At 68.8% G+C, this 16,714-nt stretch carries 13 protein-coding genes; 5 read left to right on the plus strand and 8 right to left on the minus strand.

Annotated features, from left to right (window positions below):
* Positions 1-38: 38 nt before the first annotated feature.
* The 6 genes from C1707_RS23160 to C1707_RS23185 all read right to left on the minus strand — a co-directional run bounded on the left by C1707_RS23160 (position 39) and on the right by C1707_RS23185 (position 7,508).
* The gene (locus tag C1707_RS23160) at positions 39-659 is read right to left on the minus strand and encodes a histidine phosphatase family protein (RefSeq protein WP_101712704.1); all 621 of its coding nucleotides are present in this window, start codon (positions 657-659) and stop codon (positions 39-41) included.
* A gap of 41 nt (positions 660-700) precedes the next feature.
* Complete coding sequence (locus C1707_RS23165) at positions 701-1,621, minus strand: histone deacetylase family protein (RefSeq protein WP_123170800.1); 921 nt, start codon at positions 1,619-1,621, stop codon at positions 701-703.
* A gap of 223 nt (positions 1,622-1,844) precedes the next feature.
* The gene (locus tag C1707_RS23170; RefSeq protein WP_101711321.1) at positions 1,845-2,462 is read right to left on the minus strand and encodes a glutathione S-transferase family protein; all 618 of its coding nucleotides are present in this window, start codon (positions 2,460-2,462) and stop codon (positions 1,845-1,847) included.
* A gap of 62 nt (positions 2,463-2,524) precedes the next feature.
* Positions 2,525-3,808, minus strand: a complete 1,284-nt coding sequence (locus tag C1707_RS23175; RefSeq protein ID WP_101711322.1) for a NupC/NupG family nucleoside CNT transporter — start codon at positions 3,806-3,808, stop codon at positions 2,525-2,527.
* 369 nt (positions 3,809-4,177) lie between these two features.
* Complete coding sequence (locus C1707_RS23180) at positions 4,178-5,089, minus strand: EF-hand domain-containing protein (RefSeq protein ID WP_101711323.1); 912 nt, start codon at positions 5,087-5,089, stop codon at positions 4,178-4,180.
* A gap of 349 nt (positions 5,090-5,438) precedes the next feature.
* Positions 5,439-7,508, minus strand: coding sequence for a S46 family peptidase (locus C1707_RS23185; RefSeq protein WP_101711324.1), 2,070 nt, complete (start codon positions 7,506-7,508; stop codon positions 5,439-5,441).
* A gap of 237 nt (positions 7,509-7,745) precedes the next feature.
* On the opposite strand from C1707_RS23185, the gene C1707_RS23190 reads away from it, so the two are divergent.
* The 5 genes from C1707_RS23190 (at position 7,746) to C1707_RS23210 (ending at position 13,408) form a co-directional block, all read left to right on the plus strand.
* The gene (locus C1707_RS23190; RefSeq protein WP_101711325.1) at positions 7,746-8,888 is read left to right on the plus strand and encodes an ABC transporter permease; all 1,143 of its coding nucleotides are present in this window, start codon (positions 7,746-7,748) and stop codon (positions 8,886-8,888) included.
* Complete coding sequence (locus C1707_RS23195) at positions 8,885-9,646, plus strand: ABC transporter ATP-binding protein (RefSeq protein WP_101711326.1); 762 nt, start codon at positions 8,885-8,887, stop codon at positions 9,644-9,646. The genes C1707_RS23190 and C1707_RS23195 overlap by 4 nt, the downstream gene beginning before the upstream one ends.
* Position 9,647: 1 nt before the next feature.
* Positions 9,648-10,640, plus strand: coding sequence for an HlyD family secretion protein (locus C1707_RS23200; protein WP_101711327.1), 993 nt, complete (start codon positions 9,648-9,650; stop codon positions 10,638-10,640).
* Between the two features lie 262 nt (positions 10,641-10,902).
* The gene (locus C1707_RS23205) at positions 10,903-11,811 is read left to right on the plus strand and encodes an SDR family NAD(P)-dependent oxidoreductase (RefSeq protein WP_101711328.1); all 909 of its coding nucleotides are present in this window, start codon (positions 10,903-10,905) and stop codon (positions 11,809-11,811) included.
* A 307-nt stretch (positions 11,812-12,118) separates the two neighbouring features.
* Entirely contained in the window at positions 12,119-13,408 is a 1,290-nt protein-coding gene (locus C1707_RS23210; RefSeq protein WP_101711329.1) for an outer membrane protein transport protein, read from the plus strand.
* 1,051 nt (positions 13,409-14,459) lie between these two features.
* Here the strand turns inward: C1707_RS23210 and tgt are convergent.
* Positions 14,460-15,575, minus strand: coding sequence for a tRNA guanosine(34) transglycosylase Tgt (tgt, locus tag C1707_RS23215; RefSeq protein ID WP_101711330.1), 1,116 nt, complete (start codon positions 15,573-15,575; stop codon positions 14,460-14,462).
* On the minus strand, positions 15,576-16,688 hold the full coding sequence (gene queA, locus C1707_RS23220; RefSeq protein WP_101711331.1) for a tRNA preQ1(34) S-adenosylmethionine ribosyltransferase-isomerase QueA: 1,113 nt from the start codon (positions 16,686-16,688) through the stop codon (positions 15,576-15,578).
* Between the last annotated feature and the right edge of the window lie 26 nt (positions 16,689-16,714).

Genomic DNA, 16,714 nt, shown 5'->3' on the forward strand with positions numbered 1-16,714 from the left:
AGTTGGCGTGGGGCTTGCGGGCAACGGCTGTGAAGGTGTCAGGCGCGCTCGAAGCGCTTGACGCACCAGTACTGGAAACCCTGGTCGAGCGTCTTCTTCATGCCGCGCGCCTGCAGGGCGTTGCCGATCATGACGTTGAAGAAGCCGTGGGCCACCAGCAGCACGTCGCGGCCGTCCTGCGACAGGGCGATCAGCGCGTCGGCGGCCGCCTCGGCGCGGGCCTCGGCCTGCTTGCGGCTTTCCTGGCCCATGTGGTGATCGAAGAACCACCACCAGAAGCGGGCGAAGAAGCCCCATTTCTTGGGCGACAGCTTGATCCACGACGGCCAGGGCGGCGGCGGCAGCGGCGCCTCGATGAACAGCGGGTCGCGCGGGAAGTCGCGGCCGCCGGCGACGGCCTGGGCGGTCTCGATCGAGCGCAGGCGGGTCGAGGCGACGATCACCTCCGAGCGCGCGGCGATCTCCAGCAGGCAGTCCGGCGGGGTCTGGCCGGCCAGCAGGCCGCCCTCCTCGTAGCGCGCCCACCAGTCGCCGTAGGTCCTGGCGTCGAAGCGCACCTTGCGCGAGAGGGCGGGTTCGCCGTGGCGGGCCAGGACGATGGCCCCGGGCGGGCGGACCACGCTCGAGGCGGTCTGGTCGGCGGTCGGTGCGTCGGCCATTTTCCTCGACGACCCGGCGGCCGCTGACGCGGGACCGGGTCTCATCCTTCCTGAAGCGCTCTGACATGCGCGGCGGCCGAACGGCCGAGCGCTTCGAGGTCGTACCCGCCCTCGAGCGAGGAGACAATACGCCCTCTGGCCCGATGGTCGGCGACCGACACGATCGCCCTTGTGGCCCAGGCGAAGTCGCCTTCCCGAAGGCTTTGCGCCGCCAGCGGATCGCGCTCGTGGGCGTCGAATCCGGCCGAGACGAGGATCAGGTCGGGGGCGAAGGCGTCGACTCGCTCCATCAGTCCGTCGAACGCCCGCCGCCAGGATTCGCGCGGCGCGCCGGGCGCCACGGTGGCGTTGACGATGTTGCCCACCCCCGTCTCCGACGGATCGCCGGTGCCGGGATAGAGCGGCGACTGGTGGATCGAGGCCGCCATCACCGTCGGGTCGTGCTCGAACGCCGCCTGACTGCCGTTGCCGTGGTGAACGTCGAAATCGACGATGGCCACCCGCGAGAGACCGCTGGCCTGGGCGACGCGCGCGGCGATCGCGACGTTGGAGAACACGCAGAAGCCCATCGCCACGCCCGGCTCGGCGTGGTGGCCCGGCGGCCGCACCGCGCAGAAGGCCCGCCGGCCCTCCCCCGCCGCCACCTGCCGCACGGCGGCGCTGACCGCCCCGGCGGCGCGGCGCGCGGCGGCCAGGCTGCCGGTCGACAGCACGGTGTCAGGATCCAGCGCGTGGATCCCCAGGTGCGGCGCGGCGGCGAAGATCGAATCGACGAAGGCGGCCGGATGCACGCGGGCGAGGTCGGCCGGATCAACCAGCGGCGCCTCGAACGGCGCAAGATCCAGGCCCGCCTCGTCCTCCAGCGCGTCGATCACCGCCCGCAGCCGCGCGGGGCTCTCCACGTGCCCCGGACCCGGCCTGTGGTCGAGCATGTCGGCATGGGTGAACAGCGAGACGGCCATGGAACGAGGTTATGCCGGATGGAGCGCGGGAGCCAAGCGGGGCAGGAGGCGCTCCCCCAAACTCCCGTCATTCCCGCCCTTGTGGCGGGAAACCCTGGTTCCGCCCGCACATAAGGAGCCAGCGGACTGCTAAGCAGTCCGCCACATCTTCTCCTGCGGCTGACAGAGAGGTTCCCGCCACAAGGGCGGGTATGACGGGCAAATGGGAGCGAGAACCGAGCCCCTACACCCCCGCCTTCGCCGCCGGTCGCGCGTTCATCTCGTCCAGCCACCGCTTCACGTGCGCCAGCTCCGGATCGGGCCGGAACCGCGCCATGCGGGCGAAGTCGATGCCCGTCACGGCCAGGATGTCGGCGATGGTCACGCGGTCGCCGGCGATGAACGGGCTTTCGGCCAGGCGCCTGTCCAGCACCCTGATCCCCTTCTCGGCGGCGGCGCGGTTGCTGGCGGCCACCTCCGGGATCTGAGTCTCGATCGCCGCCAGGGCCGGATGGCTGTGACGCACGGTCAGCATCAGCGGCGTGGCCACCAGCATCTCGGCGCGGCGGGCCCACATCTCGATGATCGCGACTTCGCGCGGGTCGACGCCGAACAGGTTGGGCTCGGGATAGACGCTTTCCAGGTAGCGACAGATGGCCACCGACTCGGTGATCGTCGTCCCGTCGTCCATCTCCAGAGCCGGCACGTTGGGCAGGCAGGTCCTGGCCAGGTAGTCGGGCGTGCGATGCTGGCCGGCGAAGATGTCGACCTCGACGATCTCGACGTCCTCGATCCCCTTCTCGGCCATGAACCACCGCACCCGCCGGGGATTGGGCGCACGCCGGCTGTCATATAGCTTCAACGAAAAATCCTCCCGGTTTTGGCCGGGAGGATCGTTGGTTTTCGTCGCGGAAGGAAAGGCCCTTAAAGCCCGAACAGCACCCGCGGCATCAGGCCGATCAGCGAGCCGGTCAGGCAGGTGGCCAGGAAGCCGGCCATCATCGCCTTCCACACCAGGCTCAGCACTTCCTGGCGGCGCTGGGGCACCAGCACCGAGAAGCCGGCGACGTTCATGCCCACCGAGCCGATGTTGGCGAAGCCGCACAAGGCATAGGTCATGATCATCCGCGAGCGCTCGTCGAGGCTGGCCGCGCCGGTCTTGGCCATCTGGATGAAGGCGGTGAACTCGGTGAGGATCAGCTTGGTGCCCAGGAGGCCGCCGGCGCTGCCGGCTTCCTTCCAGGGGATGCCCATCGACCAGGCCAGCGGCGAGAAGATCACGCCCAGGCCGCGCGTCAGGCTCAGCGGCTGGCCGCCGATGGCCGGCAGCATGGCCAGGAACTTGTCGAGCATGGTGGCCAGGGCCACGAACACGATCAGGGTCGCGCCGACGTTCAGCGCGATCTGCAGGCCGTCGGTGGTGCCCTTCATGACGGCGTCGATCGAGCTGCCGTAGGTCTTGTCCTCGGCGGCCAGGTCCAGGTCGCCGCCCTTTTCCAGCGGATCCGACGGCACCACGATGCGGGCCAGCAGCACGCCGGCCGGGGCCGAGATGATCGAGGCGGTCAGCACGTGGGCCGCGGCGTTGGGCAGCACGTCGGCCAGGATGGTGGCGTAGGCCACCATGGTCGAGCCGGACACGCAGGCCATGCCGACCGTGATCAGCATGAAGAGTTCCGAGCGCGACAGCTTGTCGAGATAGGCGCGGATGAAGATCGGGCCTTCGATCTGGCCCATGAAGATGGTGGCGGCGGTGGCCAGGGCCGGCGGGCCGCGCAGGCCCAGGGTCTTCTGGAACACGAAGCCGAAGCCTTGCGCGGCCCACTTCAGGATCTTCCAGTGCCACAGCAGCGCCGACAGGGCGCAGACCACCAGGATCACCGGCATCACGCGGAAGGCGAAGATGAAGCCCGCGCCCGGATTGCTGACCGGATAGGGCTGGTCGCCGCCGGCCAGGAAGCCGAACACGAACGCCGTGCCGGCTTGCGTCGAGGCGCCGAGGCCCTCGACCGCGCCGTTGACGCCGCGCAGCATCTGCTGGGCCTGGGGCAGGCCGAACAGCAGCACCACCAGGCCGACCTGGATGATCAGGGCGCCGATGGCCAGCACCCACGGGAAGCGCTTGCGGTTTTCGGAGACGAGCCAGCAGAGGCCCAGGGTGAGCGCCAGACCCGCGAGGGCCTGAACGTTCTCAGGACGGAAAAGCAAGACGGCAGAACCTTGAATTGTGAAGCGACGCCCCCGCGACGCCGACCAAGGGGCCAGTTTGTCCAACACAAGCGCGCCCGGCGCAAGCGGCTTGCTTAACCTTTGGCGTCGCGCTCGCGCGTGCACGCGGAGCGGGCAGACGGCCGCCATGGTGCGGCATGCTTTTCAAGCTCGTCATCCCGGAAAGCGCGCATCGCTTGTCCGGGACCCAGGGGACTGGGTGCGGCGACAGGGTTCACCGCTCAGGCCGCGGCCGGCGCGATGCGGCGGCCCCTGGGTCCCGGCTCTGCGCTTCGCTCCGGCCGGGATGACGAGTTTTGAGACGGGGAATGACCGCGAAGACATTGCCGCGGCCATTCCTCAACGACCTCAGGCCGCGATGCTCACCGACGAGGCCGAGCTGACGCCCTCCCCGCTGGCGGCGCTGCTGGCAGCCGCATCGGCCAGCTGCTGCAACAGCTTCTGCATCATGTCGGCCGCCAGGGACGAGCTCGACAGCGTGCTGGCCAGGGTCGAGGTCGTATCGGTGGAATCCGACGCCTGCTTCAGCAGGTTGGCGAACTCGTCGCCAGACAGGCCGCCGTCGCCGTCCGCATCCGCCGCCGAGATCAGGTCGGAGGCGGCGCTGGCCGCGTCGGCGCTGCCGGTGTCGGCCGCGGCCAGTTCGGCGGCCGACACCGTGCCGTCCTGGTTGGTGTCGAGGCTGTCGAACACCTGGCTCACGCCGCCGCCTGCGCCGCCTGCGCCGCCGCCTTCACCACCGCCCGAGGGCGGAGGTCCGGGCGGCGGACCGCCCCCAGGACCGCCGGGGCCGCCCGAAGCCTGGGCCAGGGCCGCGAACTCGCCGCCGGTCAGCACGCCGTCGCCGTCCGTGTCGCCGTCCGAGATCAGGCTGCTCACCGCCGACGACACGTCTTCGGATTCGCCCAGCGTATTGGTCAGGGCCGTGGTCAGCTCGTCGGTCGACAGGGCGCCGTCCGCGTCGGTGTCGAGGCTCTCGAAGATCCCCTGCCCGCCAGCCATCTGGCCCATGCCGCCTTCCTGCATGGAAAGCAGCGAGCCCAGCGTTTCAGGGCTGAAATTGTCGCTGCTCGAGCCCTGCGGGCTCATGGGCGGCGGCGGGGGCGGCGGCGGTCCGCCGCTGCCGACCTGCATTTGTTGCCCAGCGGACGCGCCGCTGGAGGACGACGCGGCGCTGGCCGCCGACGTCGTCGAGGAGCCGCGCATCGACTGCAGCAACTGCTGCATGATCGACGTGCTGCTCAGGCTGGAAACGCTCAAGGCGATGCCTCCTGGAACCGGTGATGCGCGCTATGGCGCGGGCGTTACGCGCGCCCTTGCCCTGGGCGCGCTCCGGGACCAGCGAAAAACATTCCATATTTCGAGAGGTTACGGCGCCGAAATGGAGCCCAGCTATCCTCGTCTCCCTTCCCCGTAAAATCCCCGCGAAAGCGGGGACCCAGGCTTTTTCTGCCACCCGCGCGCTCGACGATAAAACACCTGGGTCCCCGCTTTCGCGGGGATTTTACGGAAGGGGGGTCTCTCCCCCCGCAAACGAAAAACGCCGCGACAGCTGGCGGCTGTCGCGGCGTCGTTCGAGATCCGCCCCCTCAAAGGAGGGGCATCAGCATCACTTCCCGGCCAGTTCCTTCACCAGCGCATCGCGGCCGTAGACCTTGGTCAGGGCCTCAGTGATCGCCGCCGTCGAGACCACCACGGTGCGGTTGATCGAGCCGTCGTAGCCGAAGGCGCCGCCCAGCGAGTGGATGTTGCCGTCGAAGGCCGCGCCGATCACCCGGCCCTTGGCGTCGATCACGGGCGAGCCGGAATTGCCGCCGATGATGTCGTTGGTGGTGACGTAGTCGTAGACCGTCTTCGGGTTCAGCTTGTCCTTGGCGGCGATCCAGCGCGGGGCGGCCTCGAAGGGCTCGGCGCCGGTGACCCGGTCGTAGAAGCCGGCGAAGTCGGTGAACGGGGTGATCGTGCGGCCGCGATGGGTCCAGCCGGCCACCTTGCCGTACGACAGGCGCAGCGAGAAGGTGGCGTCGGGATAGACGCTGTCGCCCAGCACCGCGAAGCGGGCCTTGGCGATGCGCTCGGCCGCGGCGTCGGTCGGAGCGGTGACGCTGGCCTCATAGGCCTTGCGCACCTCGCGGCCCGCGCCTTCGGTCTTCAGCACGAACTGGATCATCGGATCGTCCGAGGCCTGGACGGCGGCCAGCCCCCCGTCCCAAAGCGCCTTGCGCACGGCCGGGTCGGCCAGCTTGCTGCCGGCGACCAGACGCTGCGACAGGCCCTCGGGGCTTTCCTTGCCCAGCAGCAGCTTCACGGCCGGGGCGTCGGCGGTCAGGTACTCGCGGGTCTTCAGCAGCCAGTGCTCAAGATACATCCGCTCCAGCGGCGCATCGACCGGACGCACGTCCAGCAGGCGCTTTTCGGCCAGGGCCAGGCGGGTGTCGCCATATTCGGGCAGGCGCTCGGCCGAGGGCTTGGCGCGCTCCTGGGCGCCGCGCACCAGGGTGCGGGCGTAGCCGTAGAGGTCCGAACCGCCGCCGGCGGCGGTCTCCAGCTGGCGCATCGGCACGAACTGGTCGGCCAGCGCCGCTTGAGCCCTGTCGATCTCGCCCCACGGATCGCCGATCTCGGCGGAAAGCTTCGGGTCGGCGGCGACCTTGGTCTTCAGGTCGGTCTCGGCCGCGCGCTTGGCGTCCATGAACTTCTTGTCGTTCAGCACGAACTGCTGGCCGAAGAACACCTTGTAGCTGTTCTCGACGCCGGCCAGCGGCTGGTTGGCGATGCGCTTGTTCTCTTCGGACTGCTCGCCGAACTGGATCAGTCGACCGCGCATTTCCGAGCGCTGCAGCTGGCCGATCGGGATGATCAGGTCGCGGTTGGTCTCCAGCTGCGAGACGGTCAGCTGGCGCTGGGTGGTGCCCGGGTTGCCGGCCACGAAGGTCGGCTCGCCCTCGACCGGGGCGGTTGCGCGCCAGGTCAGGTGATTGGGCGTGTTGGCCGGCTTGCCGTCCTCGTAAAGGCGCAGGAAGGCGCTATCGAGGTTGAAGCGCGGGAAGTTGAAGTTGTCCGGGTCGCCGCCGAAGAAGGCCGTGGCGTATTCCGGCGCGAACACCAGGCGCACGTCGGCGTAGCGGCGGTACTTGTACACCTTGTACTGGCCGCCGCGGTAGAAGCTGATGGTCTGGCAGCGCAGGGTCTTGTCCTGGCCGCAGGCGGCCAGTTCGGCGGTGGCGAAGGCGGCGTCGCGCGCCTTGACGAAGTCCTGGCCGGTCTTGCCCGCCCCCGCGGCCTTCACCTGGTCGGTGACGTCGGTGATGGACAGCAGCACCTCGGCCTGCATGCCCGCGCACTTCAGTTCCTCTTCGCGCGCGCCGGTCAGGAAGCCGTCCTTGACGTAGTCCTTGCCCTCGCTCGACAGCGCCTGGGTGCAGTCGGCCACGCAGTGGTTGTTGGTCAGCACCAGGCCCTGCTTGGAGACCACCGAGGCCGAGCAGCCCGTCGTCAGGCGCACGGCCGAGGCGCGCACCGTGTCGAGCCACTTCTGGTCGATGTCGACGCCGTAGGTCTTCTTGACCTTGGCCGAGGGGAAGTTGTCGAAGGTCCACATGCCTTCGTCGGCCTGGGCCGCTCCGGCGGCGGCGAACGAGAGAACCAGGGCCGAGGCGGCCAGCGTCAAAGTCTTCATGAGTCGTCCTTGCACGGCGCAACGCCGTCGTGGCGTACAATGTAACAGCCATAGCCAAGCCTCGCGGCCAGAGCCACCCCTGTTTCGCCATCCTTGTTTCGTCGGTCGGCTGCTCGACGCAAGAAACGTGCGCCCCGATCACATTCTGTCGAAGAGTTCCTTCTTACCCCGATTTAACTTGGCCTAAGCGGGTCCACGCTGTTCTTGTGCAACCGTTGATTGGGGGAGCGTGTCGGCATGTCGCTGGCGTTGGCCACACTGTTGTACGAATGGCGGCGATATCTGGCGGCGATCATCGCCCTGGCGTTCTCGGGCCTTCTGGTGCTCGCCCAGGTCGGCATGTTCACCGGCATCGGCAAGGCGTTCACCGCCACCATCGACCGCTCGCCGGCCGACATCATGGTGCTGGGCCCCAAGGCCGAGAGCCTGATGAACGGCGGCAACGGCCTGCCCCGCCGGGTCATGGCCCAGATGTACATGCACCCCGAGGTGGTCGAGGTCGCCGACCTCGACGGCGGCGGCGGCATGTGGAGCAACGATCCCCCGCCCGGCAAGAAGCGCGTGCGCGAGTGGATCCAGACCTCGGCGGTCGACACCCGCAGCGACGCGGTGACCTGGCCGCGCGACTACAACGAGAACATCCGCGTGGCGCTTCTCGAGCCCTACGCCGTCGCGATCGACCGTACGGGGATGGCCAAGCTGGGCATCCAGAAGCTGGGCGACCGCGCCAGCATCAACGGCAAGACCGTCTACATCCGCTACATCCTCGACGGCTATCCGAACATGATGCAGCCGACCGTCGTGGTCTCGCGCGACACCCTGCGCCTGCTGGGCCAGGCCTCGACCGGCAGCCGCGTCGGCCCGCTGATGGTGCGCATCAAGGACCCGGCCCGCGCCGAGATCGTCCGCGACCAGCTGAACGCCACGTCCGACAAGGCCTACCGCGCCTGGACCCGGGCCGAGCTGTCCGAGGCCAACGACGGCGCGATGATGAAGGAGAGCTTCATCGGCATCATGCTGGGCTTCTCGGTGTTCCTGGGCCTGCTGATCGGCGTGGGCATCACCTCCCAGACCCTGCGCGGCGCGATCCTGGCCAACATCAAGGAGTTCGCCTCCCTGCGGGCGCTCGGCGTGTCGATGGGCTCGCTGCGGATGATCGTCATCGAGCTGGGCTTCTGGACCGGCGTCGCGGGCCTGGCGGCCACCGCCGTGCTGGTCGGCGCGGTATCGCAGCTGGCCAAGATGAACGGCCTGCCGATGAGCTTCCCGATCCCGATGGTGCTGGCTTCGGCCGGGTTCCTGATGCTGATCGCCGTCGTCTCGGGCCTGCTGGCCCTGGGCATACTGAAGAAGAGCCAACCGGCGGATCTGCTGCGATGAGCCAATCCCCTCACCTCGTTCCGGGCAAGACGGCGATCGTCGCCAAGGGCCTGGTCAAGCGCTTCAAGACCGGCCGCACCTATATCGAGGTGCTCAAGTCGGTCGACTTCGACGCCCTGCACGGCGACGTGACCATGGTCATGGGCCCGTCGGGATCGGGCAAGTCGACCCTGGTGGCCTGCCTGTCGGGCCTGCTGCGCCCCGACGAGGGCCGGGTCAACGCCATGGACCAGGACCTGTGGTCGCTGCCTTCGGGCCGGATCGACAAGTTCCGCCTCGACAACTGCGGCTTCATCTTCCAGGGCTTCAACCTGTTCCCCGCCCTCACCGCCCTGCAGCAGGTCACCACCGTGCTGAAGTACCAGGGCTACGACGTCGCCGAGGCCAGGCGCATGGCGATGACGTCGCTCGACGAGGTCGGCCTCAGCCATCGCGTCAACCAGCGCCCGTCCGAGCTTTCGGGCGGCGAGAAACAGCGCGTGGCCATCGCCCGCGCGCTGGCCAAGCAGCCCCGCCTGCTGTTCGCCGACGAGCCGACCTCGGCCCTCGACGGCGAGAACGGCCAGATCGTCACCGGCCTCCTGCAGCGTGCGGCCAAGGAGCACGGCGCGGCCGTGGTCTGCGTGACCCACGACCATCGCATGGAAGCCTTCGCCGACCGCGTCATCCACATCGAGGACGGCCGCATCCTCGACGATCGCCGCGTCACCTCGCCGCCCGCGCCCGCCGCGGCCGGCCGCCCTCTCATCGGAGCCTGAGATGCCCGCCCTGTTTCGTCGCCGTCGTTTCTGGCTGATCTCCGTCGGCGCCCTCGCCATCCTTGGCGGCGGTTTCTGGATGCAGAGCCAGGCCAAGGCCAAGAAGGTCGAGGCCGCCAAGGTCGCCGCCGCCACGCCCGCCACCCCGTACGGCGCCGTCGCCGACGGCAAGGCCGACGTCGAGGGCGGCATGATCTCGGTCGCCGCCCGTCGCCAGGGCATCGTCAGCGAGGTCTTCGTCCAGGAAGGCGACATGGTCCACAAGGGCCAGCCCCTGGCCAAGCAGGAGGACGACGACGCGCGCCTGGCCGCCGAAACCGCTTCGGCCAACCTCGCTCAGGCCAGGGCCCAGATTCGGGTGCTCGAGGTGCGCAAGACCACGGCCCAGCGCGAGTACGCCCGCCTGCAGGGCCTGACCGCCTCGAACTTCGTGGCCGGCCAGCGCCTCGACCAGGCCCGCGACGCCATCGCCGGCGCCGACGCCGAACTCGACGCCCAGCGCGCCCTGGTCGCCACCTTCGCCGCCCAGCTGAACCAGGCGCGGTTCAACCAGGAACTGACGGTCATCCGCGCCCCGGCCGACGGCCGCATCGCCCGCCGCTACGCCAACCCCGGCTCGGGCGCCTCGACCCTGAACGTCACCTCGATGTTCGACCTCGAGCCGTCCACGGCCCGCATCGTCCGGGCCGAGATCAGCGAGTCGGCCATTCCGTTCGTCGCGATCGGCCAGTCGGTCGAGATCATCCCCGAGGCCGACCAGAAGAAGACCTACACCGGCAAGGTCCTGCGCCGCGCCGCCGTGTTCGGGGCCCGCAAGCTGCAGTCGGACGATCCGTCCGAGCGCACCGACGCCCGCGTGGTCGAGGTGGTGGTCAGCGCCGACGGCACGCCCTTCCTGATCGGCCAGCGCGTGCTGGTGAAGTTCATGAAGCCCGGCCAGGTCGCCGGCGCCAAGCGCGCCGGTCCGCAGGCCGCCGATCCGCCCAAGAGCTGATCGCGCCAAGACCTGATCGCTCTTCCACTTTAACCCGCCTCCCTCGCCCTTGTGGCGAGGGCCCATGGCGGCGACAGCTCAGACAGCGGCCACGCTCGAGAGGCCTAAGCAGGCTGAGGCATGGATCCTGGGCACAAGGCCCAGGAAAGCTGCGAAGGAGGCTTCAAAGCCTTCGGGCTCACTCTCCACCACCCTTGACCTCCCTCCCTCGCGGTCGCACAAACGCGGCAAACCAAACACGCGTTTGAGGGAGACTCTAGGCATGGCGGACGACATTCGCTTCGACGGTCAGGTGGCCATCGTCACGGGCGCGGGCGGCGGGCTCGGCCGCCAGCACGCCCTGGAACTGGCCCGTCGCGGCGCCAAGGTTGTGGTCAACGACCTGGGCGGCAGCGTCGACGGCTCGGGCGGCTCGTCCGACGCCGCCAAGGCCGTTGTGGCCGAGATCGAGGCCTTCGGCGGCCAGGCCATCGCCCACGGCGCCTCGGTCACCGACGACGCCGGCGTCGCCGACCTCGTCAAGACCACCATCGACACCTGGGGCCGCATCGACATCCTCGTCGCCAACGCCGGCATCCTGCGCGACAAGACCCTGAGCAAGATGGAGCTGGCCGACTTCGAGGCGGTCATGCAGGTCCACGTCTTCGGCACCTTCAAGCCGATCAAGGCCGTGTGGGACATCATGAAGGCCCAGAACTACGGCCGCATCGTCGTCACCACCTCGTCCTCGGGCATGTACGGCAACTTCGGCCAGTCCAACTACGGCGCGGCCAAGATGGCGGTGCTGGGCCTGATGAACACGCTGAAGCTCGAAGGCGCCAAGAACAACGTCAAGATCAACGCCATCAGCCCGGTCGCGGCCACCCGCATGACCGAGGGCCTGATGCCGCCCGAGATCCTGGCCAAGCTGAACCCGGAATACGTCACCCCCGGCGTCGTCTACCTGGTGTCGGAAGACGCCCCCACCGGCGCGATCCTCACCGCCGGCGCCGGCGTCTTCGCCCTGGCCCGCATCTTCGAGACCGAGGGCGTCTATCTGGGCGAAGGCGGCCTGTCGGCCGAAGAAGTCCGCGACAGCTGGGAAAAGATTACCGCCGAGCCGGGCCAGCAGGCCTATTTCAACGGCGGCGAACAGGGTCAGAAGTTCTTCCGCAAGCTGGCCGGCGGCTGACGTTCAGGTCGTGGGCGCCGGAACAACCGCGCCCACGATCGCCACATTTGACGTAAATTACAAAAACCTCGACCTGTGGGAATTGCGGCGAATACAAGTCTTTACCTAAGGGAAAGCTCTTGTTTTGACATAACGACGAATGAATAGAGGCCAAAAAGGCACGTTTTCTTTGACGCCGAGAACAAAATTCACCGTTGCGCGAATAAATAGCAACGGTTTTTGAAAAGATGCGTTAGAGCCGGCGGCAACCTCCAGCATCGCAAGGTGTTGGTTGGACCTAACCTCCCCAAGAAGGTCTGTCAGTCACATGGCTCTCTCGCGTAAAGTCCTCGCCGCCGGCGCGGCCCTCGCCGCCCTCGCCGCCGCCTCGCAAGCCTCCGCTTCGGGCTTCTACCTGCAGGAACAATCCGCCCGCGGCGCCGGTCGCGCCTATTCGGGCGAAGTCGCCGACAGCGGCGCCGCCAGCCTGTGGTGGAACCCCGCCGCCATCGCCGGCGTCGAGCACGCCGAAGTCTATGGCGGCCTGCACGCCGTGCTGGTGAACTCGAAGGTCACCGACAAGGGCTCCACCATCACCCGTCCGGTTCCGGTCACCACCGGCGTGGGCGGCGTGGGCACGGCCACCGACGTCATCAACGACGGCGTGGTGCCGAACTTCGCCGGCGCCTGGCGCCTGAACGACAAGATCGTTCTCGGCGTCTCGATGGCCGCCCCCTACAACTTCACCACCGAGTACGAGGCCAACAGCTGGGCTCGCTACGACGCCCTGAAGTCGCGCCTGACCACGGCCGACCTGCAGGCCACCCTGGCCTACCGCGTCAACGACAAGCTCGACCTGGGCGTGGGCATCAGCGGCGTCTACGCCGACGCCGAGCTGACCAACGCCCTGCCGAACGCCTCGCCGCTGCAGGCCGACGGCCGCCAGGAACTGACCGGCGACGGCTGGGGCTACGGCTGGACCGTGGGCGCCCAGTTCCACGCCACCCCGGCCCTGACCTTCGGCGCCAGCTACCGTTCGAAGACCGAGCACACCCTGAAGGGCGACGTGGCGGTCTCGGGCATCCTGGCCCCGCTGCCGACCGCGGCCAACCGCACCATCGGCGGTGAGGCCACCATCACCACTCCGTGGATGGCCACCGTCGGCGCCCGCTGGGCCGTGACTCCCAAGACCACCCTGAACGCCCAGGTCGCCCGCGTCGGCTGGAGCGAGTTCGACGCCATCCGCGTCAGCTTCGCCGGCGGCGGTTCGGTCAGCGAGCAGGACTACAAGGACATCACCACGATCGCCCTCGGCGTCGATCACCAGCTGACCCCGCGCCTGACCCTGCGCGGCGGCGTCCAGAAGGACCCGACCCCGACCCCGGACGACGCCCGCACCGCCCGCGTGCCGGACGGCGACCGCATGCTCTACGCCGTCGGCGCCACCTGGGCCGCCAAGCCGAACCTGAACCTCGACATCGCCGCGACCTACATCTCGTTCGACGATTCCGAGATCCACCGCACCGACACCACGGCCACCAGCTCGGTCCTGAACCTGCGCGGCGAGGCCACCGGCCACGCCGCGGTGCTGTCGACCGGCATCCGCTGGACCTTCTGAGCCCTCTAGGCTCCTGAAGACGGAAAGGCCGCCTGGAGCGATCCAGGCGGCCTTTTTGTTGGCGTGGAGGTCCCCCTTGGGGGAAGGCGACGGAGGGGGGCCGTTTTCAGCTTCCGAGATGCCGGCCAAAGCCCTTCCCCCTCGATGGGGGAAGGGTTGGGATGGGGGTGACGCGGCCGTTCCGCCTCCACCGCCGCATCAGGACCGACCGCCGCAGCCACCCCCAACCCGGCCCTTACCCATCAAGGGGGAAGGGAGAAGAAGGCCGACGGGGATCCAGGCCCGTCCATCCTCTGCGTTCAGCGAAAAGACCCGAACACGATCAGCACCTTGCAACTTTCTCACGCTGCTGGATCAGACGGATCCAGACCGCCCGCATAATCACTGCATCCCGTCGCAGGGAGAGGGCGCAAGGATCCGGCCCGAAGCGTGCGACGCGGATGCGATCGAGCGGGGCTGAAGGCGCGGCGTGAGCCGGGCCTGAAGGCTTAAATGAGGATGGGGGACGTAAACCCATCCATCGGTTGGTTCGTCGGTTGAACCGCCGCCCGCCCAAGGGTCCGCGCCTAGCACGCACTCCTGGCCGTCAAGAAACGGGGAGCTCTGCGTGGGGAAGGGGCACAAGGCGGAAGAGGCCTGCGCGCCCCGGCCTGAGGAATAACGATCGCGCGGGGCGTCTAAGCTTCGTCGAAACGGTACTTGAAACAAACACATCCGGGCGAAGCCCGGACGCCCCGCGCCCTCTCCATCAGCTCAGCGGCTAGCCGCGTGAGGGTGCGAGCCCGTATCCAAAGATCCTCCCCCTGAAGGGGGAGGTGGCCCGAAGGGCCGGAGGGGGAAGTGACTGATGAGATCAGTGCAGCCCCCGACGCCGAAGCAACTTCCCCCTCAGTCGCTCCGCGACAGCTCCCCCTTCAGGGGGAGCATCTTGAGCGCCAATAGATCCTCCCCCTCTGGGGGACGTGGCCCAGAGGGCCGGGACGTCGGAAGGTCACCCCCCCCCACAGATCGCGACGCGATCCCCTCCCCCACAGGGAGGAGCCGTCGCCCCTCACCCGCCCTTTTGCCTCGCCGCGAAATCCCGCCGAAACTGCTCGAACCGCCCTTGCGCGATCGCGTCCCGCATGGCCGCCGTCAGGGCCTGGAAGAAGGCGATGTTGTGCCACGACAGCAGCACCTGCCCGAGGATCTCCTCGGCCTTGAACAGGTGGCGCAGATAGGCCTTGGAATAGTCGCGGCTGGCCGGGCAGTCGCTGGTCGGATCCAGCGGGCTCTCGTCCTCGGCGAAGCGGGCGTTCTTGATGTTGATCGCCCCGTCCCAGGTCCAGGCCTGGCCGTGACGGCCCGAACGCGTGGGCAGCACGCAGTCGAACATGTCGACGCCGCGATAGACCGCTTCCACCAGGTCGATCGGCTTGCCCACGCCCATCAGGTAGCGCGGGCGATCGGCCGGCAGCAGGCCCGGCGCGTAGTCCAGCACCTCGCACATGGCCTCGTGGCCCTCGCCCACCGCCAGGCCGCCGATGGCGTAGCCGTCGAAGCCGATCTCCTGCAGGCGCTCGGACGATTCCCGGCGCAGGTTCTCGAAGGTCGAGCCCTGCTGGATGCCGAACAGCGCCTGCGTGTCACGCGCGCCGAAGGCGGTCTTGGAGCGCAGGCCCCAGCGCGCCGAAAGCTCCATGCCCTCGCGCGCCCGCTTCTCCTCCGCCGGCCAGGCCACGCACTCGTCCAGCTGCATGACGATGTCGCTGCCCAGCAGATCGGCCTGGATCTCCATCGACCGCTCGGGGGAAAGCACGTGCTTGGTCCCGTCGATGTGGCTGGCGAAGGTCACGGCCTCTTCGGTGACCTTGCTGATCCCCGACAGGCTCATCACCTGGAAGCCGCCGCTGTCGGTCAGGATCGGCTTGTCCCAGCGCATGAACTTGTGCAGCCCGCCCAGACGCTTCACCCGCTCGGCGGTCGGCCGCAGCATCAGGTGATAGGTGTTGCCCAGGATGATGTCGGCGCCGGTGTCCTTGACCTGGTCGACCGTCAGGGCCTTGACCGTCGCGGCCGTGCCCACCGGCATGAAGGCCGGGGTGCGGATGTCGCCGCGCGGGGTCTTCAGCACGCCCGTGCGGGCCTTGCCGTCCGTGGCTTGGATCTCGAAGGGGAAAGCGGCCATCTAGACGGTCTCGGTCTCGGGATCGGCGCGGAACAGCAGCGAGCCGTCGCCATAGGAATAGAAGCGGTAGCCCGTCGATATGGCGTGCTCGTAGGCCTCGCGCATCTTCGCCCGACCGGCGAAGGCGCTGACCAGCATGAACAGGGTCGACTTGGGCAGGTGGAAATTGGTCATCAGCACGTCGACCGCGCGGAAGCGGTAGCCCGGCGTGATGAAGATCGCCGTCTCGTCGGCGAACGGTCGAACGACGCCGTCCTCGCCCGTCGCGCTCTCGATCAGGCGAAGGCTGGTGGTGCCGACGCAGACGATGCGGCCGCCGGCGGCGTGCACCGCGTTCAGGGCGTCGGCGGTCTCTTCGCTCACCTCGCCGAACTCGGCGTGCATCTTGTGCTCGGAAACCTCGTCGGTCTTCACCGGCAGGAAGGTGCCCGCGCCCACGTGCAGGGTCACGAAGTGCAGCGAAACGCCCTTGGCCTTCAGCGCTTCGAGCAGGTCCGGCGTGAAGTGCAGGCCCGCCGTCGGCGCGGCCACCGAGCCGTCCTCGCGGGCATAGACGGTCTGGTAGTCGGCGCGGTCGCGGTCGTCCTCGGCCCGCTTGGCGGCGATGTAGGGCGGCAGCGGCATCATGCCGTGCCGGGCGATGCCGATGTCGAGGTCGGGGCCGGACAGATCGAAGGCCAGCACCACCTCGCCGCCTTCGTGTTTCTCGACCACCGTGGCGTCCAGGCGCTCGGCCTCGCAGGGCGTGGAGCTTATGGCGGCGAAGGCGACGCGGTCGCCGACCTTCAGCCGCTTGCCCGGACGCATGAAGGCGCTCCAGCGGTTCGGCGCGATCCGGCGGTGCAGGGTCGCCTCGACCGCCACCGGCGTGCCGTCGGCGCCGCCGGTCGTGCGCCCCTCGCGCAGGCCCGACAGGCGGGCGGGGATCACCCGGGTGTCGTTGAACACCAGGGCGTCGCCGGGACGCAGGAAATCGGGCAGGTCGCGGACGATGCGGTCCTCGAGGGCCTGCCCCGGGCGCACGACGAGAAAGCGCGCGCTGTCGCGCGGCTCGGCCGGGCGCAGGGCGATGCTGTCGTCGGGAAGGTCGAAGTCGAAGTCGGAAAGGCGCATGGGCCGGCTTCAAGGCCACGACGAGG

It is taken from the genome of Caulobacter flavus, from assembly GCF_003722335.1.
GTDB classification, from domain to species: Bacteria; Pseudomonadota; Alphaproteobacteria; order Caulobacterales; family Caulobacteraceae; genus Caulobacter; species Caulobacter flavus.

Excerpts from the sequence above, each read along its gene's own strand:
- C1707_RS23160 (WP_101712704.1), bottom strand. The coding sequence starts at position 659 with ATGGCCGACGCACCGACCGCCGACCAGACCGCCTCGAGCGTGGTCCGC.
- C1707_RS23165 (WP_123170800.1), bottom strand. The coding sequence starts at position 1,621 with ATGGCCGTCTCGCTGTTCACCCATGCCGACATGCTCGACCACAGGCCG.
- C1707_RS23185 (WP_101711324.1), bottom strand. The coding sequence starts at position 7,508 with ATGAAGACTTTGACGCTGGCCGCCTCGGCCCTGGTTCTCTCGTTCGCC.
- C1707_RS23190 (WP_101711325.1), top strand. The coding sequence starts at position 7,746 with ATGTCGCTGGCGTTGGCCACACTGTTGTACGAATGGCGGCGATATCTG.
- C1707_RS23195 (WP_101711326.1), top strand. The coding sequence starts at position 8,885 with ATGAGCCAATCCCCTCACCTCGTTCCGGGCAAGACGGCGATCGTCGCC.
- C1707_RS23200 (WP_101711327.1), top strand. The coding sequence starts at position 9,648 with ATGCCCGCCCTGTTTCGTCGCCGTCGTTTCTGGCTGATCTCCGTCGGC.
- C1707_RS23205 (WP_101711328.1), top strand. The coding sequence starts at position 10,903 with ATGGCGGACGACATTCGCTTCGACGGTCAGGTGGCCATCGTCACGGGC.
- C1707_RS23210 (WP_101711329.1), top strand. The coding sequence starts at position 12,119 with ATGGCTCTCTCGCGTAAAGTCCTCGCCGCCGGCGCGGCCCTCGCCGCC.
- tgt (WP_101711330.1), bottom strand. The coding sequence starts at position 15,575 with ATGGCCGCTTTCCCCTTCGAGATCCAAGCCACGGACGGCAAGGCCCGC.
- queA (WP_101711331.1), bottom strand. The coding sequence starts at position 16,688 with ATGCGCCTTTCCGACTTCGACTTCGACCTTCCCGACGACAGCATCGCC.